The sequence below is a fragment of the Psychrobacter okhotskensis genome, assembly GCF_965638355.1.
GTDB classification, from domain to species: domain Bacteria; phylum Pseudomonadota; class Gammaproteobacteria; order Pseudomonadales; family Moraxellaceae; genus Psychrobacter; species Psychrobacter okhotskensis.
This window is the reverse complement of sequence record NZ_OZ281822.1, coordinates 681,449-706,811: the sequence shown is the minus strand read 5'-3', so window position 1 is coordinate 706,811 and position 25,363 is coordinate 681,449. Positions and strand designations below refer to the sequence as shown.

The 25,363-nt window shown below is 42.6% G+C and carries 16 protein-coding genes; 4 read left to right on the top strand and 12 right to left on the bottom strand.

Annotated elements, in window-relative coordinates:
• Positions 1-8 precede the first annotated feature (8 nt).
• Positions 9-809, top strand: a complete 801-nt coding sequence (locus tag ACSUPM_RS02895) for an NAD-dependent deacylase (protein ID WP_350587733.1) — start codon at positions 9-11, stop codon at positions 807-809.
• Between the two features lie 97 nt (positions 810-906).
• Here the strand turns inward: ACSUPM_RS02895 and ACSUPM_RS02890 are convergent, their stop codons facing one another.
• The 4 genes from ACSUPM_RS02890 to ACSUPM_RS02875 all read right to left on the bottom strand — a co-directional run bounded on the left by ACSUPM_RS02890 (position 907) and on the right by ACSUPM_RS02875 (position 4,733).
• Positions 907-1,905 carry an adenosine deaminase gene (locus ACSUPM_RS02890; protein WP_350587734.1) on the bottom strand — a complete coding sequence of 333 codons (999 nt, stop codon included), beginning with the start codon at positions 1,903-1,905 and terminating at the stop codon, positions 907-909.
• Between the two features lie 173 nt (positions 1,906-2,078).
• Positions 2,079-2,603 (bottom strand): TPM domain-containing protein, encoded by a 525-nt coding sequence (locus tag ACSUPM_RS02885; protein WP_201582312.1) that lies wholly within the window; start codon positions 2,601-2,603, stop codon positions 2,079-2,081.
• Between the two features lie 73 nt (positions 2,604-2,676).
• A complete protein-coding gene (locus tag ACSUPM_RS02880; RefSeq protein WP_350587736.1) occupies positions 2,677-3,870 on the bottom strand; it encodes a TPM domain-containing protein in 1,194 nt (397 codons plus the stop codon).
• Between the two features lie 230 nt (positions 3,871-4,100).
• Positions 4,101-4,733: a LemA family protein gene (locus ACSUPM_RS02875; RefSeq protein WP_173240193.1), complete on the bottom strand. Its 633-nt coding sequence runs from the start codon at positions 4,731-4,733 to the stop codon at positions 4,101-4,103.
• A gap of 966 nt (positions 4,734-5,699) precedes the next feature.
• Between ACSUPM_RS02875 and ACSUPM_RS02870 the strand changes: the two genes are divergently transcribed.
• Positions 5,700-7,268 carry an alanine/glycine:cation symporter family protein gene (locus ACSUPM_RS02870; RefSeq protein WP_436880165.1) on the top strand — a complete coding sequence of 523 codons (1,569 nt, stop codon included), beginning with the start codon at positions 5,700-5,702 and terminating at the stop codon, positions 7,266-7,268.
• 411 nt (positions 7,269-7,679) lie between these two features.
• Here ACSUPM_RS02870 and ACSUPM_RS02865 read toward each other — a convergent pair whose 3' ends face one another.
• Both ACSUPM_RS02865 and ACSUPM_RS02860 read right to left on the bottom strand, forming a co-directional pair.
• Positions 7,680-8,294: a fasciclin domain-containing protein gene (locus ACSUPM_RS02865; RefSeq protein ID WP_201632560.1), complete on the bottom strand. Its 615-nt coding sequence runs from the start codon at positions 8,292-8,294 to the stop codon at positions 7,680-7,682.
• A 464-nt stretch (positions 8,295-8,758) separates the two neighbouring features.
• Positions 8,759-9,313 carry a fasciclin domain-containing protein gene (locus ACSUPM_RS02860; protein ID WP_201575551.1) on the bottom strand — a complete coding sequence of 185 codons (555 nt, stop codon included), beginning with the start codon at positions 9,311-9,313 and terminating at the stop codon, positions 8,759-8,761.
• Between the two features lie 583 nt (positions 9,314-9,896).
• On the opposite strand from ACSUPM_RS02860, the gene metH reads away from it, so the two are divergent.
• A complete protein-coding gene (gene metH, locus ACSUPM_RS02855) occupies positions 9,897-13,694 on the top strand; it encodes a methionine synthase (RefSeq protein ID WP_436880164.1) in 3,798 nt (1,265 codons plus the stop codon).
• A 202-nt stretch (positions 13,695-13,896) separates the two neighbouring features.
• Positions 13,897-14,826, top strand: a complete 930-nt coding sequence (locus ACSUPM_RS02850; protein WP_436880163.1) for a bile acid:sodium symporter family protein — start codon at positions 13,897-13,899, stop codon at positions 14,824-14,826.
• A 247-nt stretch (positions 14,827-15,073) separates the two neighbouring features.
• On the opposite strand, the gene ACSUPM_RS02845 is transcribed toward ACSUPM_RS02850, so the two are convergent.
• The 6 genes from ACSUPM_RS02845 to ACSUPM_RS02820 form a co-directional block, all read right to left on the bottom strand.
• Complete coding sequence (locus ACSUPM_RS02845) at positions 15,074-15,265, bottom strand: type II toxin-antitoxin system RnlB family antitoxin (RefSeq protein WP_436880309.1); 192 nt, start codon at positions 15,263-15,265, stop codon at positions 15,074-15,076.
• 120 nt (positions 15,266-15,385) lie between these two features.
• Positions 15,386-16,447 (bottom strand): type II toxin-antitoxin system RnlA family toxin, encoded by a 1,062-nt coding sequence (locus ACSUPM_RS02840; protein WP_436880162.1) that lies wholly within the window; start codon positions 16,445-16,447, stop codon positions 15,386-15,388.
• A 434-nt stretch (positions 16,448-16,881) separates the two neighbouring features.
• Positions 16,882-17,025, bottom strand: coding sequence for a DUF2256 domain-containing protein (locus ACSUPM_RS02835; protein ID WP_436880161.1), 144 nt, complete (start codon positions 17,023-17,025; stop codon positions 16,882-16,884).
• Positions 17,026-17,069: 44 nt separating this feature from the next.
• Positions 17,070-17,240, bottom strand: a complete 171-nt coding sequence (locus ACSUPM_RS02830) for a DUF2256 domain-containing protein (RefSeq protein ID WP_200663860.1) — start codon at positions 17,238-17,240, stop codon at positions 17,070-17,072.
• Positions 17,241-17,296: 56 nt separating this feature from the next.
• Positions 17,297-23,527 carry a DNA repair ATPase gene (locus ACSUPM_RS02825; RefSeq protein ID WP_436880159.1) on the bottom strand — a complete coding sequence of 2,077 codons (6,231 nt, stop codon included), beginning with the start codon at positions 23,525-23,527 and terminating at the stop codon, positions 17,297-17,299.
• Positions 23,528-23,698: 171 nt separating this feature from the next.
• The gene (locus ACSUPM_RS02820; RefSeq protein ID WP_201576486.1) at positions 23,699-25,321 is read right to left on the bottom strand and encodes an RNA-directed DNA polymerase; all 1,623 of its coding nucleotides are present in this window, start codon (positions 25,319-25,321) and stop codon (positions 23,699-23,701) included.
• Positions 25,322-25,363: the final 42 nt, after the last annotated feature.

The window sequence follows — 25,363 nt, the reverse complement described above, 5'->3', positions numbered from 1 at the left end:
GTTATGCCATGTTAGCAGAATTACCACCAGCGTTAATAGCTGAAGTAGCGCTTGCCGCCAAACTATTGGACTCAAAACAACGCATCTGCATTTTAACTGGCGCAGGGATTTCAGCAGAAAGCGGTATTCCCACTTTTCGAGATAAACAAACAGGATTGTGGGAGAACTACGGCGTTGAGGATTTGGCGACACCCGAGGCGTTCACTCGCAACCCAAAGCTGGTATGGTCGTGGTATCAGTGGCGCAGACAATTGGTCGCGGACAAAAAACCGAATCCTGCTCATGAGGCTTTAGCGCAGTGGCAATACCATAGCCAATCAACCGACCAGCAGGTAACACTCATCACCCAAAATGTCGATGACTTACATGAGCAGGCTGGTAGTAGCGTGACTCATTTGCATGGTAATCTGTGGGCCAATCGTTGTAGTCAATGCGATGCACCCTATAAAAAGCAGTCTAGAGGCTCATATAGCAGCGCTGACACTATGGATTATAGTGAGACGCTAATTAACTGCCCACATTGCGAGGGCTATATCAGACCAGATATCGTTTGGTTTGGCGAAGCACTGCCAGTCCAAGCATGGCAAACCGCTGAAGAGGTGGCGGCGAATTGTGAGGTATTTATCAGTATTGGCACATCGAGCTTGGTCTACCCTGCGGCAGGGCTTGCACAATTGGCCAAGCAAAATGGTGCTAACGTTATCGAAATAAATCTTGACCCAACGCCGAACGCCATCGTTGATATTACCTTGGTAGAAAAAGCCGGTGTGATTATGCCGTTGTTAATCAAAAAAATCACAGCGCTGTAATCGCTTGACCCTAGAAGCATCTCGTATAAAAAGAAAAGGCTTAACGATTGATATCAACCGTTAAGCCTGAGCGAATAAAAACTTCTTCAATCATTGCTTATTGCAAAGCAAGATCCACCTTTGCTAAATATTCCTTTTTTAACTCATCACTGATAAACGAAGAATGAAAGGCGTTCTTTACCAAAGTAACCACATCGTCTTCTGTCAGCGGTAAGTTTTCGCATATATTTATAAAGTTCTGATTCATGTAGCCTTTGAAATACGCTGGATCGTCAGAATTTATGCTGACATTTAGACCGTAATCTAGCAGTTCTTTGATATTGTGCTCTTGATAGGTTTCAAACACCTTGAGTTCGATATTAGAGTTCGGACAAACCGTCAGCGGTATTTGCTCGTCTTTTAAGCGTTGCATCAGCTCTGGGCTTTTGATCGATTGCACGCCATGATCAATTCTATTTATCTCTAATAAATCCAAGGCTTCATAGATATAAGTAAAGTCTGCCTCTTCACCAGCGTGGGCAACCAATTTAAAGCCCGCTTCTTTGGCTTTTTGGAAAACGTCCTTAAACTTGGCAGGCGGATTGCCCAATTCTGCAGAATCAAGACCAACCCCAATGATGTCATCTTTAAACGCCAGCGCCTCCTCTAAGGTCTCAAACGCCTCTGCTTGCGATAAATGTCGTAAAAAACACATGATGATGCAAGAAGTGATGCCATATTGTGCTTTGGCATCGGCAAGCGCTTCTTTGATGCCAGTAATAACGGTTGCAAAAGGTACGCCCCTTGCCGTATGCGTTTGTGGATCAAAAAATATCTCCGTATGAATGACGTTGTCTTCAACACACTTAAGAATATATTCCCACGTTAAATCATAAAAATCATCTTGAGTGATGAGAACATTGGCACCCGCATAGTAGATATCTAAAAAGGTTTGTAGATTGGTGAAGTTGTAGGCGCGGCGTACGTCTTCTATGTCTGTGTAAGAAATCTCTATTTGATTCTTTTTCGCCAATCTAAACATCAGCTCCGGCTCAAGTGAGCCTTCGATATGTAAGTGCAGCTCCGCTTTTGGCAGTTTCTTTATTAACTCAATCATAGTGTTCCAGTAGTGGTTTTTTATCGAGATGCCTCTTGGTCAGCACCCGCTGTTTTAGAGTCAGTATTATATTTCAATTTACCGTAAAACCCTATGGACAAACGCTAAGCTGTTTTTGCCACTAATAAGAACTATTTTATAAAGACTGATTTATAAATGCCAGTTCATAAAAACTATTTCAAAAATACTACCGTATCAGACAGCTCATTACCTGCGGGGTCATGCTCAAGATGATAGTACTGACGCAGGACTTGTCCAACTTCGTCTAACAATTCAGCCAAGCTCTCTTCAGTGTTTTTATTAGCGATGCCAGACACGGCTTTTTCACACATTGCCCGCCAGACTGTGGGGCTCACGTGAGTGCTGATACCACGATCCGCGACTATCTCTAATTGGTGCTCGCAGATATTGACATAAACCAAGACGCCGGTGTTCTCTTCGGTGTCCCACACTCGATACTCGCTAAATAAATCCACCGCCCGCTCGCGACAGTCGATATGGAAAGCCTCCTGAATCGGTAAATGATTTTCTATAATTAAAAACACCTCACCGCGATGTCCACGCTCAGCGCTAGTCACCTTATCTGTCAGACGAGCTTTGGCTGCGGCTGTCAGCCATTTGCTATGTAGCAAAGGGACAAACAGTACTTGACGCCACCAGCGCGCAAAGCTTGTCTGTGACGAGTTGTTTTGTGCCATTATATTATTTCCTCAAGTAAATCATTACTGACGGTCATTTAGTGTGTTTTTCTATTTAGCACCTACTAGCGATTTACCACGAACCGCCTGCGCCGCCGCCACCGAATCCACCACCGCCGCCGCCAAAGCCGCCGCCACCGAATCCACCACCGCTACCGCCGCCCATGCCGGGCAAGAAAATCATGCCGCCCCCTCTACGACCGCCACCACCGCGTCCGCCACGACCACCGCCGGAGCCACGCGAGATTAAGAATAGCCATATAAATATCGCCATGATTAAGGTCATAAAGAAGCCGCCGCCCAGTGCCAGCGAGCCAGCAAAGAAACCACCAGCAGTCAAGATAGAGCCAAAGATGCGACCAAAAATACTGGTGATAAAGCTACCAAATATCATCGCCATGACGAATAAAAAAACAGGCGATGGGCTGTCACCAACATCGTTTTGACTTTGACTGCGTTCAGCCGCTTGTGCATCAGCGCGCGCCAACACTTCAGGATCAGCACCAAGACGCGCTTCAAGCGCCCCAACGCCTGCTAATATCCCAGCACCATAGTCGTTTTGCTTAAACAGGGGCGTGATGTCTTCACGAATAATACGATTGACGGCGGCATCTGGTAGCACTCCTTCTAATCCATAGCCGGTTAAGATATACATGTCACGATCATTGACCGCCACAACCATTAGCAAACCATCATCGATGTCTTTATTGCCAAGTTCCCACTTCTCTGCAACTTGTAAGGCATAGTCAAATATTGGCACGCCATTGGTTGTTGGCACAATGACCACAGCTGCTTGCGCCAAGCCTTGCTGATAAATCGACCGTAGCTGCGCCTCTAATCGTTGTTTTTCTTGCGGGTTCAAGATATTGGCTTGGTCAACGACAGGACTATTTAATATCAGCTTATCCGCATCGACGTTTTCAGCGCTTGATTGGACAGCTGGCTTAGCAGGCGCTCGTGTTGCTGGATTTTCACTATTAGCCGTGTCACTGTTAGCCGCATTAGGATTGATTGCATCATTGCCAAGTAGGGCGCCATTAATCGCTTCGTTACCTAAAACCGCCTCGTTAATCGCTTCGTTAGACTCGCCTGCTTTGGCTATCGCCACCAAATCCTCGACGCTGCGATTTTGTTGGATACTCGAGGTGCTATTTGAGCCACTATCACTAGCCACTGCCGTATCATTGGGTGCCGCATACAGCACTGGCGCACTACTGATGCTCAGCGTAAATAGTAATACTGATAAGAGTGCTTTTGAATGATTCATCTAATCTATACCACCTCAAGTGCCGTTTTTGCTGAATGCATAGTTGCTACGTTAATTAATACTACATTAATGGTTGCTACGTTAATGACTACTAAACTTCTCTGCTGACTCATCTGCTATGTTTTAAGCATTAACGCCAAAAGCAAAGCGGCAAACACCGCTTTACCTCAATCATCACTTATCTTTATGCTGCAAATGTCTTTTATGCTACCAATATTATGCGTCTTACTTTACTGAGCAGTTGCTGCATCGTCGTCGCCAAAATCAACACTGGGTGCTGTTGAAATGGCGTCTTCGTTGGCTACCGTAAAGTTTGGCTTAGCATCTAGACCAAATACTTTGGCGGTGATGTTGGTTGGGAACTGACGCACTGTTGTATTATAGCTTTGCACTTCTTGAATATAGCGGTTACGAGCCACAGCGATACGGTTTTCCGTGCCTTCTAGCTGTGCTTGCAAATCTTGGAACAAGGCATCTGACTTTAGCTCAGGATAACGCTCAGAGACCGCCATTAGACGTGACAAGGCACCGGTCATCTGCTCTTGTGCAGCCGCATAACGCTCCATCGCTTCAGGATCATTGAGCACCTCAGGGGTCACGGTAATACCACCCGCACGTGAGCGCGCTTCAGCAACTTGGGTAAACACCTCTTGCTCTTGCTCTGCGTATTGCTGTACGACCTTGACCAAGTTTGGCACTAAGTCTGAGCGGCGTTGGTATTGGTTGACCACTTCTGACCACGAAGCCGTTACCTGCTCATCTTGAGCTTGCAGATTGTTATAACCACAACCCGTCAAACCAACGGTAGAAGTCGCTAATACTACTGATAGCAACATGGGTTTTACAATGGATTTACGCGTCATCGTTGTCTCTCCTAATAGTGATAAATAACAAATACCTAGTAACACGTTTTTTTATAACGGATATAACCGTTTATTTAACCATCTTGTGCCGCTACTTATCCAGTCTATCAACTGCTGGCCACCTTTAAAATATAGATAATGCTAGCAATGAGTGACGGTTAATACTAATAGCCTACAAGATATCCTGCCAATAATGGCGATATAAGCCACCTTTTACAATTCATCGTTACCAAAACACAACCGCAAAGCATGTTTGCCCAATGCTTCACATTGATAATACCCTCGATTCATAATGATAGTCATTATTACTCAGTTGATAGCCATTATTACTCAATAAGCCCACACAGCATTTGTCTACTGCTAATATCTTATTATTCCTTAAACTTTGCTATAGCAAATAAAATATGAATATATCCTTAATAATATGAAGAAATTTCTAGTAATTGCGCCAAAAATATGGCAAATTGCAGTTACGTAGCCGTACGGTTTGAATACATTTGGTAGTGGACTTATCGTTCGTTTAGTATTAAAGGATTATGAACGTCTCATTAACTCTGTTAACGGCCTGCCACAATCTTAGATGACAAGTTGATAGATCTTTACCAGTGTAGCCAATCGATACGACTCATAGCAAGTTGAATGCTATCACTTTAACGATAAGTATTTAATTACACAACCGACTGTTTTATCCGCTGGTCCATTGATAACAGCTCTTACGTCGATGATGTAATGACAAGATGTACCGCATAATAAATACAGCAAAGGATTGCAACTGCAGCTCATTTTAAAATTGACTCCAATGAGCGGTATACACATGGTCAGTGTTGCGAATAGGCCAAGCGGATAAATATAGACAACTGATATCCATACTCGTTGGTTAATTTAGTAAAAGTTGCAATTGCTTTATTTAACATACGCCACTTTTACTGACTATTACCATGTAGAGAACGTTTGAGGAATATAGATATGGAAGATATTTTTGGAAGTATCAATAATTATATTTGGAGTATCCCTTTAGTAGTTTTGTGCTTAGGTGCAGGCTTATTTTACTCCATCATGACGCGCTTTGTGCAAGTACGTCTATTTGGTGAAATGATCAAACTACTATTTACTGGTAAATCAAGTGCCGATGGTATTTCGTCATTTCAGGCACTGGCAGTATCACTTGCTGGTCGAGTAGGATTGGGTAACATCGCTGGGGTAGCCGCTGCTATCGGTTTCGGTGGTCCAGGTGCGGTATTTTGGATGTGGATTGTGGCGTTTTTAGGCGCATCTACTGCTTATGTCGAATCGACACTGGCACAGATTTATAAAGAAAAAGATGTAATCACTGGCGAATACCGTGGTGGTCCCGCTTATTACTTTGAGCGCGCCTTAGGTCAAAAATGGTACGGCATTTTATTTGCTATTTCCGCTATCATTTCTTGCGGTATCTTTTTGCCGGGTGTTCAAGCTAATGGCGTTGTTAATGCATTTGCTCAAGTAATGGGCGAAGGTACCGTGATGAACATCGGAGCCTTAGAAGTAGGCTCTATGCGTTTGATTGCATTGGCTATTATTCTAGTGGTTTTAGGTGTCATCATCTTTGGTGGTATTAAACGTATTGCAACCTTTACTGAGTATGCCGTTCCATTCATGGCTTTAGGCTATATTATTCTAGCTTTGATTATCATGTTTAGCAATTTCAGTTTGATTCCAGAAGTATTTGGTTTAATTATTAGTGATGCCTTTACGGCTCAAGCAGGCTTAGGTGCTGCTATTTATTTAGGTGTTAAACGCGGTATTTACTCTAACGAAGCCGGTCAAGGTACGGGCCCTCACGCTGCTGCTGCTGCTGAAGTTGAGCATCCCTCACAGCAAGGTCTAGTACAAGCGTTCTCAGTCTACGTTGATACGTTGCTGGTTTGTTCTGCTACGGCCTTTATGATTTTATCTACTGGCATGTATAACATTCAGTGTACTGTGGCAAATAAGTGTACAACTGCAGCTGATGGAGAATTTATTGTCAGCAATATAGATACAGCTACAGAAATTAGCTCTCCAGCATTTACGCAAATGGCTATGGAATCAGTATATGGGGTTTATGGTAACTCGTTTATCGCTCTTGCGGTATTCTTCTTCGCCTTTACGACTATCCTAGCGTACTACTATATCGCTGAAGTCAACGTCACTTATTTGACACGCTTTATCGGTCGTGGTGCTCATAAAACGGGCCTATTATTGGTCAAAATTTTAATCATGGTTATGGTCGCCTACGGTGGTCTTAATTCTGCCGGTTATGTTTGGGTATTGGGTGATATCGGTGTAGGTCTTATGGCTTGGTTGAATATCGTGGGTATTCTTATGATTTTCATTGTGGCTCGTCCAACCCTAACGATGCTTAAAGACTACGAAGCACAGCGTAAAGCTGGCGTGAAACGCTATAGTTTTGATCCTGCTAAATTCGGTATCAAAAACGCCCCTTATTGGGAAGAGCGTCATCTTAAAGAGCAACAAAGAATGGCAGCAGATCCACTACGTAAAGAGCATAAATAACGTTCTTTGATGTGCCTACTGTTCATTCTTATTAAGCAAAAATAAAAAAGCCCGAGACCATTGTCTCGGGCTTTTTAGTTTATAAGTTTGGAGTGATTAAAGTAAAAAACAGCAAAGGCAAACATAGCTTTAATAACGGCTTTGAGCGTATTTTCTTATGAGTGTAAGCATCTATAGTTAGTGAAAAGTAATATCGAACCATGAGACACTGCTGATAGCGTCGCGCTTTTAGGGTATTTTGACTATATGGTTAAATGACAGAAGCATCATGGCATTATGCATGGACAAAAAAATGCATGCACAAAAAAAGCCCAGCGCAGCGGCTAGGCTTTTTAGGTATTGCTAGTAGCTTATGTTAGTCGGCGTATAAAAGTACTTATACTTACCTAAACATAAGCCAGATAGTACAACTTACTCAGGCATTAATACGGCATCGATGGTATGTACCACACCGTTAGTCGCCATTATATCAGTACCAGTGATGTTGGCCGTTCCGCCGGTCGCATCAGTAATGACATTAGCATCGCTGATAGAAATCGTTGCGCCGTTAGCGGTTTTGATATCAGTACCATAAGGGATATCAGCAGCTTTAACTTCCATAGCTACTACGTGGTAAGGAAGTACTTTTTTGAGTAGATCGGTGTTAGCGAGTAACTCTTCTTTAGTCACGCCTAACTTCTCTAGTACTGGAGCAAAAGCGTCGTCAGTTGGAGCAAATACGGTGTATTTGGTGTCTTCCATCAACATAGTATCAAGGCCAGCGGCTTGAAGCGCTGCGGTCAAGATAGTTAGGTTCTCATTGCCCGCTGCTATTTCAGCAATCGTTTGAGTCGCCATGGTATCTGCCATTGGGTCAGCCATAGGCTCTGCTTCTACAGCTGGATCAACCATGACTTCAGGCTCAGCCATTGTTTCAGTCGTGGCTTCAGGCTCTACCGGTTCAGTAACAGCTTCTTTGTCATTACAAGCGGCTAGTGACATTGCTGCGGTAACGACGGCGATAGATAGTAAATTCTTCTTTAACATGGGTATATCCTTGTAGATGTTAATTAGTTTATGGGCTTAGTTAATAAAGCGGCTTATTAAAGTGACTTGTGCATTAATGAAGATAACAGTCAGCGATTAATAAGTCTCAGTAATCAACTGGCCAACTCTAAACATGTATTAAAATTAGTTCTGCTATATCAATAAATACGATTTTAACTATTAATCTGCAATTCATGCTTATTTAGGTAGCAACACTGTATTGATCACGTGTACTACCCCATTATTGATAAAATAACGTTTATAAAGTAACGTTTAAACAAAAATTGAAGTAAAGATTAGCGTTAAAAATATCTTTAATAATCAGCTTGCACAAACGATGGCTGGTACGAGTACCAGCGTCATCATATAAAAAGACAAAAAGTGAGCACTGCTTTTAATAAGTACTGATTTCAATAAGCACTGCTTTTAATAAACATTGCTGTCAACAATCATGACATCAAAAGTTATTTTGGCATCAATACTCTATCAACCACGTGCACCACACCGTTGGTAGCGGCGATATCTGTTTTGACGATATTAGTTGTACGACCCATCTCATCCATTAGTTGGCCTTTCGGGGTCACCATCAAGGTATCATTGCTCAAGGTCATGACATTGCCAGGCTTCACATCTTTGGCATACATCGCCATATTGCCGTTGATCACGTGATAGCCTAAGATTTTGGTTAACAGTGGCTTATTAGCAAATAACTGAGCCTTGGTCATTTTGGTTTCGGCCAATGCTTGCATAAACGCGGCATTGGTTGGAGCAAATACCGTATAGTTGGCATTAGGATCAGACAAGGCACTCGCGAGGCCTGCCGCTTGTACTGCTTCAACTAATAGCGAGAAGTCTGGGTTGCTTTGGGCAATTTGTACCACATTCATTTTTGCCATAGATTGACTATGCATGGGTGCTTTAATCTCTGCGCTTTTAGTAGGCATCATATTATTACAAGCCGTTAAACCCGCGATCGAAAGCGCTAATGTACCGATAGTAGCAATTTTGGTAATTTTCATAACATTGTCCTTAATGATTGAATCATTCTTGATTATTGTATTACTAATTTACGAGTAGATAATTAACTCTTAAAATTCGCTGGCACTGGCATAGGTAAGTATTAATAATGATTACTAAATAAAAATAATTAACATTTGCTTGTAAGCAGTTCTTACTAAAAGTCAATACTTCTGAAATCAAATTAACATATAGAGCATCCTTATTAGTTCACTTTTACGCTATTTTTGTCATGAGTATGTAATTTATGTCAGTCTTTTAGGTGGCTTAATAGACTTTAATTTTAAAAACAAAGCTTTATGTAATCTTTAAGCGAAATGATATTCATTTGTCCCCTAGTATTTTATGTCATACACTTTAGTCCATGTCGTAGTAGCATGAGCAAGCGAATGCTGAGGAGACAACATCACGCTGTGGTATCGCCAAAACAGCAATCGCTACAATCCCTCGAGACGACGAATTTTCATGCTAAAATAACGTATATTTCTCTCTTTTTAAGCGTGTAATTTTTATTTATTACTTTGAATGGCTCCCAACGCTTTTCTTCTTCCCTATCATAATATTGACGATATAAGCAGTCCTTCTATGACACTACAAACCGCTACTCAAGCAGATAATACCTCAGCTGACGATAACACCACTCCGAACGATTTTGTCCTAACGCCGCCTGAGGTATTTCCTTACAAGGCACAGCAGCTCACCGCTCGCGAGCGTATTACCAAGCAAATGGCTTTACGGATTTTGATGCTCGATGGCGCGATGGGCACGCATATCCAGAATTATAAGCTGGAAGAAGCTGATTATCGCGGGGCGCGCTTCGCTAATATTGAGCAGGACGTACGCGGTAATAACGATCTGTTGGTACTCACGCAGCCGCAGATGATCAAAGAGATTCATAGCGACCACCTGACCGCTGGCGCAGACATTATCGAGACCAATACCTTTAATGGTACGCGGCTGTCGATGGCCGACTACGATATGCAGTATCTGGTGCCAGAATTGAACAAGACGGCTGCCAAGATTGCCCGTGAAGCGGCTGACGAATACACTGCCAAGACGCCTGACAAGCCACGCTTCGTCGCTGGAGTCATAGGGCCAACGTCACGAACTTGCTCGCTATCTCCTGATGTCAACGACCCTGCTTTTCGTAACATTACCTTTGATGAGTTGGTGCTTAATTATCGTGAAGCCACACTGGCGCTCATGGAAGGCGGTGTCGACCTCATCCTAATCGAGACTATTTTTGATACGCTCAATGCCAAAGCTGCCATCTTTGCAGTGACAGGGGTGTTTGATGATATCGGTTTTGAATTACCGATTATGATTTCGGGGACGATTACTGATGCGTCAGGTCGTACACTATCTGGTCAAACGGCAGAAGCCTTTTATAACTCGATTCGCCATGCTAAGCCCTTAACCGTCGGTTTTAACTGTGCACTTGGTGCTGATGCCCTGCGTCCGCATATTCAAACGCTGTCTAATATCGCCAATACCTATGTCTCCGCGCATCCGAACGCCGGTCTGCCGAATGAGTTTGGTGAGTATGATGAAACAGCCGAGGAAACCACGGCCCTGCTAGAGGGCTTTGCCAAAGCAGGTATCTTAAACATCGTCGGTGGCTGCTGTGGTACGACGCCTGAGCATATCCGCCAAATCGCTAATATGGTGGCAAAATATCCACCGCGCGAAATTCCTGAGATTGCGCCTGCCTGCCGCTTATCTGGACTTGAGCCCTTTACCATCACGCCTGAGAGCTTATTCGTCAACGTCGGTGAGCGTACCAACGTCACCGGTTCGAAGAAGTTCTTACGTTTGATTAAAACCGAAGCCTACACGGAAGCACTTGATGTTGCCCGCGATCAAGTCGAAGGCGGCGCGCAAATCGTCGATATCAACATGGATGAAGGCATGCTCGACTCCAAGCAGGCGATGATTCACTTCGTCAACTTGGTCTCAGGCGAGCCGGATATCAGCCGTGTACCCTTAATGATTGACTCGTCTAAATGGGACATCATCGAAGAAGGTCTCAAGCGCACACAGGGCAAATCTGTCGTCAACTCTATCTCCTTAAAAGAAGGTCATGCTGAGTTCGTTGAACGCGCCAAACTGTGTATGCGCTACGGCGCCGCTATTATCGTCATGGCCTTTGATGAAGACGGACAAGCCGATACTTATGAGCGTAAAACTGAGATTTGTCAGCGCAGCTATGATGTCTTGGTCAATGAAGTCGGCTTTCCATCAGAAGATATCATCTTTGACCCGAATATTTTTGCGGTCGCCACCGGTATCACTGAGCACAACAATTATGGCGCAGACTTTATCAATGCGACCAAATGGATTACCGATAACCTGCCCAATGCCATGGTATCGGGCGGCGTCTCTAACGTCTCGTTTAGCTTCCGTGGTAATCCGATTCGTGAAGCCATCAACTCCGTATTCCTTTATCATGCAATTCAAAATGGCTTAACCATGGGTATCGTTAACCCTGCCATGCTTCAGCTGTATGATGACATCCCTAAAGAAGCACGCGATGCCATCGAAGACGTGATGCTCAACCGCAATCAAGGCGAAACCGGTCAAGATGCCACTGAGCGCCTGATGACGGTCGCTGAAAACTACCAAGACGGTGGTAAGAAAAAAGACAGCACTGTCGACATGAGCTGGCGCGAAGGCACGGTAGAAGCCCGTATCGCGCACGCATTGGTCAAAGGCATTACTACCTTTATCGAAGCCGATACCAAAGAAGCGTGGGAGAAGTACCCCAAACCCCTCGATGTCATCGAAGGGCCACTCATGGACGGCATGAATATCGTCGGTGATTTATTTGGCTCGGGTAAAATGTTCTTACCGCAAGTGGTCAAGTCGGCACGGGTGATGAAACAATCGGTAGCGTGGCTGAACCCGTACATCGAAGCGGAAAAAGTCGAAGGCGAGGTCAAAGGTAAAATCCTTATGGCGACCGTCAAAGGCGACGTCCATGATATCGGCAAAAACATCGTCGGCGTGGTACTCGGCTGTAATGGCTATGACATCGTCGATCTAGGCGTGATGGTGCCGTGTGATAAGATCCTCGATACCGCTATTGCCGAAAAAGTCGATATCATCGGGCTATCGGGTCTGATTACCCCAAGCCTCGATGAGATGGTCTATGTCGCCAAGCAAATGCAAGAACGCGGCATGACCCTACCGCTGATGATTGGCGGGGCAACGACGTCTAAAGCGCATACTGCGGTCAAAGTCGAGCCGCAATATCAAAACGATGCCGTCATCTATGTATCCGACGCCTCACGTGCAGTCGGCGTGGTCACCAAGCTGCTCTCTAAAGAGAACCGTGTACAGTTAATTGATGATACTCGCGCCGAATACATTAAAGTGCGTGAGCGTCTGGCCAAGCGCCAGCCCAAAGCCGCTAAGATATCGTACGCTGAGTCGGTTAAGATTGGCTTTCAATACGATTGGGAAAACTATACGCCGCCTGTCCCTAATAAGTTAGGGCAAGTAATATTTGACGACTACCCCATCACTAACCTGTTGTCTTATATTGACTGGACACCGTTCTTTATCTCTTGGGGACTCACAGGTAAATATCCCCAAATTTTGCAAGATGATGTGGTTGGTGAAGCGGCTCGTGATCTGTTTGGTAATGCCGAGGACATCCTACAAAAGCTAATTGATGAAAAGTTAGTCGTGGCAAAGGGCGTGTTTAAATTGATGCCAGCCCGTCGCACGGCTGCCGACACTATCACCGTCTATGATCAAGCGCCGACTGAGGGCGGCACAGCAGAATATCAGTTTGAACACTTACGTCAACAAAGCGACAAAGCCAGTGGCAAGCCAAACTTTAGCTTGGCAGACTTTATCTCGCCATCAGAGACGCACACCGATTACTTGGGCGGCTTTACGGTATCGATGGTAGGTACAGAAGCACTCGCTGAAAAGTATAAAGCGGCTGGTGATGACTATAACGCCATCATGGTGCAGGCTTTGTCAGACCGTTTGGCAGAAGCTTTTGCTGAGCATTTGCACGAGCTGATCCGTAAAGACTATTGGGGCTATCAGGCTGATGAAAACCTAACCAATGATGAGATGATCAAAGAAAAATACGTCGGTATCCGTCCAGCACCTGGCTACCCTGCCTGTCCGGAACACACGGAAAAAGGTAAGCTATTCGAATGGTTAGGTACTACCGATGCGATCGGTACGACATTAACGGAAAGCTATGCAATGTGGCCGGGCTCATCGGTCAGCGGCTTTTATTACTCGCATCCTGATAGTGAATACTTCAACGTCGGAAAAATCGGCCGTGATCAGTTAGAGAGTTATGCTGAGCGTAAAGGCTGGGATGTGAAAACGGCTGAGAAGTGGTTGAATCCGAATTTGTAGGGATGAAATTTAGTCAATCCCTAAACATCTGATAGTTATTTTTGGCTTACTTATTTAATATGAGTAAGCCATTTTTTTATAAAATAATAGCCTGCTCCACGTCAGCAAACTTATCGCTACCTTGATAGCAAAATACTTTTATCATTTCCTGACTACATACGTGCTAAGTTATTGCCTACTATGATTTTCAGGAAGAAAGGTTATGAATCAAATTGCTCTACTGTCCAGTTGGATTGGCAAAACTTTTGCAATTTGGGCATTGGTCAGTGCTGTCTTAGGATTTATTTTTCCTGCATTCTTTGCCTCGTTGGCGTTTTTGATTGTGCCTATCTTAGGTATTATCATGTTTGGCATGGGCATGACTTTGAAGACGGAAGACTTCGTAGAAATCATTAAGCGACCAAAGCCCGTATTGGTTGGGCTGTTGGCACAATTTACCTTAATGCCTTTGATTGCTTACTTGCTAACCGTCATCTTTAATCTTGATCCTTTGATCGCTGTTGGGGTTATTTTGGTTGGCTGTTGTCCTGGTGGTACTTCTAGTAACGTGATTACGTTCTTAGCGAAAGGAGATGTGGCGTTGAGTGTCGCGATTACGTCTATCTCTACCCTACTTGCACCTTTTCTAACCCCTATTCTGCTCAGTATTTTTGCGGGGCAGCTGATTGATATCGATTTGGCCAGTATGATGATAACCATTACAAAAATCGTAATCTTGCCCATATTACTGGGTGTTATTTTCCACAAATTTTTGGGTAAAAAGATCGAGTTCGTCACCGAGGTATTACCGATGGTGTCGGTATTGGGTATTTCCATCATTATAGCGGCAGTGGTTGCCGTGTCTAAAGCGACTATCTTAGATAGTGGTGCAATCGTCTTTATCGTGGTAGCATTACATAATATGCTGGGTTACACCTTGGGATATGTAATCGCTCGCTTGTCTGGCTTTACGGAGAGACAACGCCGCGCGATTATGATAGAAGTGGGCATGCAAAACTCGGGTCTGGGCGCTGCCCTTGCCGCGACTTATTTTAATCCTGTCGCTGCTCTGCCTAGCGCGATATTTAGTGTGTGGCATAACTTTAGTGGTGCGCTCGTGGCGAATATTTTTGCTAAAAGAGATGTGAGGTAGGAGTTTCGTTATTTGGGGCTTGGTTATGATTGTTTTGGAGCTGGTAAAAATAGTTGATTTTAACTAGCGGATTGTATTGACTATAAAAATCGGAATAGAAAAATGCTTGAAAGATAGTTAGATCCAAAATTACAAAATAGCTTTAGTAGTTATTAATCTAGTTAATCCTAATAATCGATAGGATCTAGCCTATAGCTATTGAAAAAATAATATACAGTTAAAATAATCTTTCTATAGAATCTAAGTTTTAAGCATAATCAAAATATTTATTGTTCTGCATTTCTAATAATTCAGAATCTAAATCTTGGGGACTCACAACTCTGTAACTCTTATGCATGAATTTCTGGCCATCATAGTCCAAATATGCAAATCGATTTGAATTGTTACCATTAGTCAAAAATAAGTCGAAAAGAAATCTTTTGGGTGTTTCTTTAGACATAGAATCCCACTCTACTTTAATATCATTCAACAATGAAAAAAGATTAACATAGTCATCTCCTGAACAGATGACTATATCGTTGTTTTCTCTTGTTTTGTAAAAATCTAATTTAAACATTTTTTAACTATAAATATCTTCAATAAGCTCATAGACTTTATTGCAAATATTTATTGCTCCTTCAAGTGTAGATACAGTTGATGTTGAGTCTGCAAACTGCTCAACATGGAAAAGTGAGTGTCTTCTCTCGTAATAATATGAGTAAGCATTGAGAGCCTCATCCAACTTCTTACCTGAATGTAAGCTCTTGTAACCTTCACTTAGTCCAATTGCCTTTTTTCTCTTATTCAACACAAACATTTCACCTAAATGTCTAGGCTGTTGTACGATTCCATTTTCTGAAAAATATGTTTTAATCACACCTTCTAAAGACCTTAATTCAGAATACGTCAATAATGAATATTCAGTTAAATCTGGAGAAGCAGACTTGATACAATTGCTAGATACCAGTAAATTTTGAATAAATTTCGGTAATTGGTCATATGCATAAGGCAATTTAACTCTAACCAATTCTATAGCCATTTCAGGTCTAATAATACTATGATCATCTTCATCTTTCTTGTAAAGTATTTTACCTAGAGTTTCTGGGTCAAGCTGTGCAGTTAATGCGTAAGCAACTTCATTATAGCAAGATAGAGGTCTTCCCTGAATTTGTAGTCTCTTAGTGTTTTTGTAATAAGTAAGCGTCAGTTTATCTTTGTAAACTTGTGATTCTAGAGCTAGTTGTACACTTATATTGGTTTCAGCTTCTTTAATTACTATGTAATTTGACTCTTTAACTTCTTCTATTCGCTCTTTTATAAGTTCGATTAGGGTTTCATCGATTCCAGCTATACTCATATTTAAAGAGGATATTTCTATCTCACAAAGTTGACTACGTATGTATTTAGCAACTTGCAAACTAAGTTCAGTATTCCTACCCTGAGAATATTGAAGTGTAGTTGTACCTTTTTTTGTTAAGTAAACTATTAACTTAGCAGGATTTTGGCCCGGTCTAAGGATCTCGTAATCTTTTCTTAATTCGCTTTGATCTTTAAGTTTATAACTCAGATTTTGTCCTTCACAGTATTTTTTTATGCACCCATCTAAGTCAGATATTCTTAGATTGAGATCTTTAAAGCTCATATAGTTTTCCATCTAAATATAAGTTCTCTAGCTATATTGCTAGTAGAATGTAAGTTTGATATAGACCAAGATAATGTTACTCAAAAAACTTACGGTTCAGTGAATTTCTTCGCTTATAACTTAAGTGCCTTTACTATTCTATCAGAATTAAGTTGTATATATATAAGATTGATCTAAATAAACTTAAATCACTCCTGTACTTAACTAACTGAAAACCTTCAACTTACATCAATATTTTTACTCTAAACCACTACCTTTATTTCGAAAAATCTATACTAGAACTTTAACATTTGAGTGGCCTATTACCATTGTATCAAATAGGTGATTTAGCCAAAAATACAGCAGATACATGGCTTGGGCAAGTAGATTAAGAAGGCTGTTTTCTTTGGCTGAGTAAGTGAGTTTTTGTAGGCTACGATTAGCATTTCCTAAAGTCAATCATGCTTTTTATCCCGCCGACACCGCTCAGAACAGTAAACAACCTGCTCCCAGTCTTTTTCCCACTTCTTACGCCACGTAAACGGTCGCTGACAGACGAGGCAGGTTTTTTGCGGTAGGTTTACTTTTTTATGCGCCATCATCTGCTCCCTTTTCCCACATATCTTTATTTAACTATTAACGTCTACTTATCTTCTTTTTGATGATCCAATCCTTCATATTTTTTCACGCGGCGGCATTGGTCGGAGCAATAAACCATGCTCTCCCAGTTTTTATCCAGCTTTTTAGTCCAGCTAAATTCACGCTCGCAGACAGGACATTCCTTTTTGCGGACGTTTTTCTTTTTGTGCGCCATATTTTTCTCATTGGTTTGTTTGATGCATCAATAGTTTACCTCTATTATCAATACGACTATTCATAATCATCAAATATTTTGTTCAGTCGATTGAGGCTATTAACAATTAGCTTGCCAGATTGATCGGTGCTGCTATCAATTGCCAACTTCTCGTCCATCCGCATCGTCAGTGGCGTAAGCGCCTCTTTAAGTGCGTTTGCCATCAGTACAGTCTGTTGATGAATATCAGGAATATCGGTACCTGCTATTTGATTCTCATCACTCTTAGATAGGGTTTCAGATAGTCTATCAGCCATTTTTTGCGCCAGTTGTTCAACGGCATTAACCAGCTGTACCATCAGCTGTTTTTGCATCTCTTGGTTTTGCTTGAGATACTCGCTTTCCGCCTTTCCAATATTATGATCATGCTTATAGATTTGTATCAGCTGATTCATACTTTTTTCAAAGCCATTATCGATGCTGTCGCTGACGACTTTGGCATTGCTGATCACGCTATCGGCAAGGATTTTCTGTGCTTCCAACTGGTAATCAAGTTGGGCTTGCTGTCCTGCTTCCCGTAAGCGAGCGCTTTGCTCTGGATTATTTTGCGTGAGGTACGTTTCAAACTGGCTGCTAATAGCATTAAAACCACTCGCTAAGTCGACCAATTGAGCGACAATGCGCGCGCCAGTATCACCGTCTTCACCGCCCATGGCTTTATTGCGTAAGAAGTCAGCCTTGATTTGCGCCCAACGCGCAGCCTCTACCTCAGTCAATTCACCGCGTATCTCAGCGAGCTTCAGTAGATTGCTTTCTGCGCCTTGGGTCAATAGCTGCGACTCACCTAGATAATGATCATCGATTAGCTGATTAAGCTCGTTCTCATTCATGACCGCCGATAGCTTTTCGGTCATCTTATTCATATTGCGATAACTGCCTTGCAGCTTAAATATCGGCTCGACACGGTATTTATCATCTTGTGATGCTGAGGCAATATAGGCTTGATTAACGTCAAGAATGACTTCTTGCACCCTAAACATATGGCGCAAGATGGCGATAATCTCGTTAACCTCTGAAGTGCTATACGGATACGTCAGCTCGCTGCTCTGTGCTTGGGCGAGGTTGGCATTGTCCGTTTTTGCCATTTTAATCAAACGATGAACATCCGCTAAGTCACGGTTGGCCAGTGGTGCGAGAACGGTATTAGAGGTGAGTGAGTTTTCAATATAACTGAGCGCAAATACCTCTTCCATGCCGCTCATAATATCGCCCAAGTTATAGATATCGGCGCGGTTGGCAAGCATATCAGGGACTTTAAAGGCCTCACCGCTTTCGGTGTACGGGTTACCCGCCATGACCACACAGAACTTTTTGCCACGCATGTCATAGGTTTTGGTTTTGCCTTGCCAGACGCCATCGATACGGCGCGTGCCATCACCTAATGAGATAAACTTCTGCAAAAATTCCGCATGCGTATGCTGAATATCATCGAGATAGAGCATGACGTTATTGCCCATCTCAAAGGCTAAGTTGATTTTATTCAGCTCTTCTCGGGCGGTGGCATTAGGTGCTTTTTCGGGATCTAATGAGGTGACATCATGACCGAGTGATGGACAGTTAATCTTCATAAAGATAAGGCCGAGACGATTTGCCACATACTCCATCAAGGTGGTTTTACCGTAACCTGGTGGCGATATCATCATTAGGATACCCATCAGATCGGTACGCTTATCCTCGCCGATCGTGCCCATCTGTTTGGCGAGGTTGTCACCAATTAACGGCAAATAGCTCTCATTAATCAGACGGTTACGCACAAAGGAGGACAGTGGTCGCGGCATAAACTCGTCCAGTCGCAACGTCTCTTTTGAATCATGCAAAATCTCTGAGCGCATGGCTAGATAGCGTCTGTAAGCAGGGATGACTTGGGTATCATGGTGATGCAGACGATTTAAGAAGTCATCGACCGCAAAGGTCAAGGTCTGCTGATGAATACGTGTATGCTCACCTAGTAAGTTATTAATTTGAATCTCAAGCGATACTTTACCTGTGCTGCGCTCAAAGCTCTGCACTTGATTGAGCGGATTGTTGAGGCTGGTCAGCGAGGTTGTGGCTGAGAATGACAGTGTAGATGGCGTGCCAGTGGCGCTCTTATCGAAACTAATACCTGAATCAATGAGGCGCTGTACCAAGGCTTCACGCTGGGTATCATTTAACTGGGTAAGTAAGACCGCAATCGCTTCGGGCACATAATGACGGCCACTTTCTAGCTGTTGTTTGCGTAGTGCTTCTTTTTCTTGACTCTCAGCAAGCTGCTCTTCAGTGAGGGCCGCGCCTGCCTCATCCGTGCCATCAGCTGATACGTTAGCCGACTCAGTATCACCATAGGCCTTATCAAGTAACGCATGAAACCATGTGGCTAGTAGCTCATAGGCTGACTTGGGTTGAAAACCCAGCTTACTGATAGAAGACTGTAGCTGCTCAAAACTGGTCGTATTTTGCGTGCTGCCGGCAGCGCTATTCAACGTTTGGCTTAACTGCTCACACAACTGCTGCGCTTGTTGACTCGTTTGCCAGTCTATCTTGGCATCTACGCCACTATCAGAGATACTCGCCTGCCCTATGACGCTCACCAGATACTCACTGGCAAGCTGGACATAGCTTGGTTTAAAGATGTTAGCGTTATGAATATCGCTATTTTCAGAACCTAGCTTTGAATCTAAGCCTGATTTTGACTGCTTACTAGCGCCGTTATCAACGCTACTGCCTTTATTAACACCAATACTGTCATCATTATGAGCGGTGACAAACTGATGCATGATTTGACTCATGTCCTCAACGAGCAGAGATTTGGCTGTGTCGCTACCCAGTGCACGGCGCAGTTGCTCAGCGGTAGCGGCTCTATCTGTCCAGTTGCTTGCACGCGTCAGCACTGATTCATTCAGCCAATTATCATAACCAAACTGACGTAAGGCGTCTAAGCCAAGCGCTTGCACGAGGTTCAATTGCCAATAAAACAACTGTGCCAAGGCACGTACTTGCGGGGTATAAATCAGTAGCCCTGCTTCACGCAATGTCGGTAGTATTTGCATCAATAATAGCGTGGCATCATGGTCATGAATGCCCTTGTCATAACCGAGCTGATAGCGAGGGGTGGCGTAAGCTTTGACCAATTTAGACAATGGGCTGTCATTATCAATATCACCATTAATATCAAGGGTAATGATGGTCGCATCGTATGCTTGATATAGGCGCGTTTCAGTCAGGCCGTCTTGGCTATTTTTGGCACTTTCGATAATGCTATAAGCCAAGTACTCCGCGCGGTATACCTTGTCAGATTCGGATGCGATATTCATATCCCAGTACGGCCGCAAGGCGTTTAGCTCAGCATTATTAAGCACTTCATAATAATCTGTACCCGTTAGATGTAAGTTCAGCACACGCTTGCCATCTGACTGTTGACGACTCAATAAGGTCAAATCAAGCGGCTGAGTATTAACTGAAAAGCGGTGCTTGCCCAGTTTGATGATTTGACCACCATCTTCAAACAAGTCTGACTTATCTTTTAGACTCTTATAGCTTTCGATTTGAATGGCTTTTAAGCGGGCATCGATGTCATCAGCTTTGACACTAAAGCCCATCGCTTGCAGCTCTTTGGCGATATTACGTACTTTTTGTACCAGTCCGTCGGCAGCAAAATACGTATTGAGCGCTTCCTCTTCCTTAAAGCCGGTGACGCCTGTGCTTTGCGTGCGTTTTTTGATACTCTCAAGCATCCGCAGCGCGCCATCGCCTAAGTTCTGCGCTTTGCGGTTGCGGGCATCGAGCAATTGCTGCTTATGATTCTCAAAAGTCTCGTAAATCTCTTCGCGTTTGCTGATGATGTCGGCTAAAAATTGATCGCCACTACCGCTCTCTGGGTCCGCGAACTGGCTTTCTAACTCTTCCAACTGCACCAGCAATTTTGCCATTTGCTGGTCTGATTTCTCAGGCGTATTGGCAATGGATAAGGCATTAGCAATCGACTGACCAAATAGCTTGAACTGCGCGCCAAACTGCGCGACTGCTTCAGCCGATCCTAAATTTTTGCGCTTATGATTAAGCTTGGCTTTGCTCTGATTGAGACTCGCATAAATGGTCGATATATCATCGATAATTTGGGTACGTACCGTAGCATCAGCAACATCTAATGTGCCTAATAGCTCAGTCAACAAATCTAAGCCTTGCGCTGTCTCATCAATTTTTTCTAGTACAGGTTTTAATTCAGCATTGGTTTCTGCTGTGTTTAAACGCTCACTGACATCGATCAATATATCTTCGTAACTTGAGAGTGCCTCTTCCCCGCTTAAAAACAGCACGGTTTTTTCGGCAAGCTCGCTCTCTGCTGTTGCTAGCTGAGTCTGCAACGCTTCTAATTTATCACTATCTAAATAGCGTAAATCCTCTAGGCTAACCAAACGGCCCTTTTGCCGTCTTAATGCTGACAGCTGATCGACATAATCACTGGCAGACTCAAAGGTGGTGACGCGTATCTGCCGCAAAATCTCATTTTGCTGCATGTCGGCATCGGCCAATGCCGTTTGGGTTTGCTTCTGGATGCTTTGTACTTTGGCGAACTCATCAATGACCAATTCAGCCGTCGCCGTCACTTCCTTAATACTACTGGCGACTTCACTCAGCTCAGGCTCAGACAGCCAGTAATAGCTATCAAAGAGACGACTGGTATTATCCGCCAGCTCTTCATAGAGCTTTTGTGAGACGCTTTGGTTATCGATTAGGCGGGTAATGCTATAAAGGTCAGAGATACCGCGCACCAATTCTTTGTTGCCGATTTTGCCATAAAAGCTGGTGCTCTCAGGCAACTCACTGACATACTCAGGCGAGGCATAAGGCGTATGCCATATCTGCATCGGGTGAATGCGTGACGGCTCACTTTGGTCACTAAACAGCACCAAGCGCCCATTTTCTGCCAGCGCCATACCATTACAATAAATGGGGTTTGCCAATTGCTTTTTGATAAGGTTGTAGGGAAACAGACCTGTGACACCTAAAGCGACATCATAGAATAAAAACAACACATCTTCGCCATTGGGCGATACGATTTTACGTTTAAACTTTAAGTCTTTGGCACCGACATTATTGGCATCAAACAGCTTATACTCGCCCGTTTGTAAATAATAACCACCCGGAAATATAATGCCGTGATCCTCAGGCAGCTGCACACACGACTGCCCAATTGCATCTAAACGCAGTACCGTTTCGGTCAAGGTGTTATAAACAAAATAGCGATAGCTGTCTTCGCGATACGGCAGTATCTTGAGCAGTATTAAACTGCCAACTTTGGCATAAGCAATCTCGGCATCGGTCAGCGACTGGGTGCGATCATTTACAGGCTCACTATAGATACCCTGCCCTGACTGGGTATTGTCCTCAATTTTAATGGTCAAATCGCCGCCGACGGTTTCTACAAACACCGTATCTAAGATATTCATATGCGGATACTTGCCATTGATCATCTGCTCGCGAGTGGTCTCAATCCAATCAAAATCGTAAGCAGGCGGCAACTCGATATCACGCTCGCCTCGATTGTCTACGTAGGCAATTTGAGCCGATTCAGGTGTGCCTTGACTAAAATCTAACGCAAAACGAAAGACGCGAATATCAGTGATACGCTCGCCAATTTGAAACGCCAATAGCAGCTTGCTGTCTTTGACAGTCAGCTGAATCAGCCGTGTTTGCTTATAATATCGATACAGCTCATTAAAGTCTTGAACAAAGGCCTCTTGATCTAAGAAGGTGTTTTTTAGATCCACTTCTTCTAGCTGATACTCTTGCTCAGTGTGTTCGCGGCTCCCATTGTTATCTGTAGCGCTTTCAGTATTTGCCGTGCTTTCACCATTATCAATATCGGCAGCACTTTCACTATTATTATCACCAACATTCTTGTTAGGAGGATCTATCAATCGATATAGCGACAACACATCTTTGATATTGCTCGCGCGTTTGAGACCCATAAAGACGTTGTAGCCGAATAGCATATAATCACCGACTTGCACCATGTCTTGCGCCACACAGTTATATTCGGTGCGAATGCGGGTGCGAGCGATGACTTGCATTTGGGTACTGCCAAACTCTTGCAAGCGCGCATTGTTCAGCTTGGCCGTTTGCTGCTCTAGACGACTGCCCTGCTCAGTAAGACGCTTTTTAATAAGCTCATAAGCATTACCTGAAGCAACGGCTTGATCTGTTTGCTCAGCTTTATTATGTTGGTCTTTGCTACCTGAATCGGTTGAATTCTGCGTATCCACCATCGTTGCTCGTCCATTTCTGTTTTTATATAATAAGAGAGTTTTGGTCAATAAGAAAAGATGAAAAAGGTGTGGCTAGTCTAAAAAAACGTTTTATAAATTATAGTTAGGGTACACTGATTGACTATATCGATATTGCATAGATTCAAAATTACATCTTAAATCATTCAAAGACTAAACTACTTTAAAAGCATCTCTTAGAAAGCTAACATCTTGCTCCTTCATATTTTTCCAATCACCATTTTTAAACTTCCCTTTGGTAAATACCTCATAAATAAACAACCAGTATTCATCGAAACTATTCTGGTTTAAATCTTCAGCTAGTTTTTTATATTTTTTTATAATTGTTGAGTGACTATTAAATTTTTTATCGTGAATATAACCTAGTAAATACAAAATAGCATCTCTCGAATTTTCTATATCCTCAAAAACCTTATCGGAAACTTTAAAATCGTATTTTATGCTAAAAAGCAATGCATAACTTAATGCTTCATAGTAGTTCTTTCTTAGTCCAATTTCATAAATGTCACTTGAAAAAGACTCTATATATTTAAATTTCAATTTTTCATCAGTTATACTTAAGAATACGTTTTCGTCCATTAGACTAATCAAATATGGATAGAGCAAAGCTAAATGATGGACTGTGTCTAAAAAGTAATCTGTTGCGGATACTGATTTCTTTTTATCACTTAAAACCTGAATAGCATAGTTTAACACTGCGGAGTTACCATCGTTCTTTTTCATCAAAGCTATAGCAAAGTCTAGAAAATGAACAGTTTCTTTATAATCGAAGTAGTCACCTTCTTCGAAATATCTAAGTTCTCTTATCCAGTCAGCTTCATATGTTATGGGTAGTTCAGTAATTTCTGTTTTCTTATGATTAAGCGTCAATCCATAAACTCTTAACTCTGCTTCTAAATCAATCAGAAATTTTTCTGCAGTTTGATAATCTTCAACAAAACACTCATAATCATCAATATTTCTAATATACTTATATTTATCTTTAAGCTTTTCATCCACCGCTATCAAAATAATTTCTGAAATAATATTGAAAGCATGGCTACCAATTAAAATACCGTGAGTCTCACCTTTATTAACGTTCATAGTGTAGGTATCTATTTCATTGTGCCAGTAACCATTTCTCTGGGTTTTTCCTTGGTTTTTTCCCGCTAATGCCCAAGAAAGTGCGTGCGTATAAATACTACCAAAGCAATTTGAAACATCAGCATGCACTAAAAACCTACTTTTTATCCTAATCTTTGGGGTCGGATTATCATCTTCAGACCAGTCTTTGTAATTCATTGAGAAAACTTTTGAAACAGGTTGCCTAATAACTCTCTTGACCCAATTCCAAGTAATGCCTGATGAATCATAACTACTACCAAGCGAAAAAATCGTTTTTGATTCTTTAATTTTACGTATATGGATTCTACTAATCTTAAACTCATCATTTTTAGTTTTAGATTCGAAATAGTCTGTTAACTCTGTCCAATACTGTGACAAGCAGTGACATAAATTAAAATATGCTATTGGTTCTGGAACAGCTAATAGTCTAGGTACATTGATATTTCTCATGTTTGAATACTTAATATATTCCGAAACATGCTTAGCTTTAAATAGTCCAGAACTATTATTAGAGGACTTGGGATGGTTGTCTTCATTCATACAAAAATTATAAAAGTCTTCAGAAGTTAAGAATGGTGGGAGCTTCTCTGAGAAAAGTCCGTAGCCAACTAATCCTTCAAGCAGTTTTTCTTTAGTAATTCCTTTCATGTGTTCAGAATAAGAAATCGTCATTACATACCTATTAATTTAATTGACTAAGTACATCAACAGTAT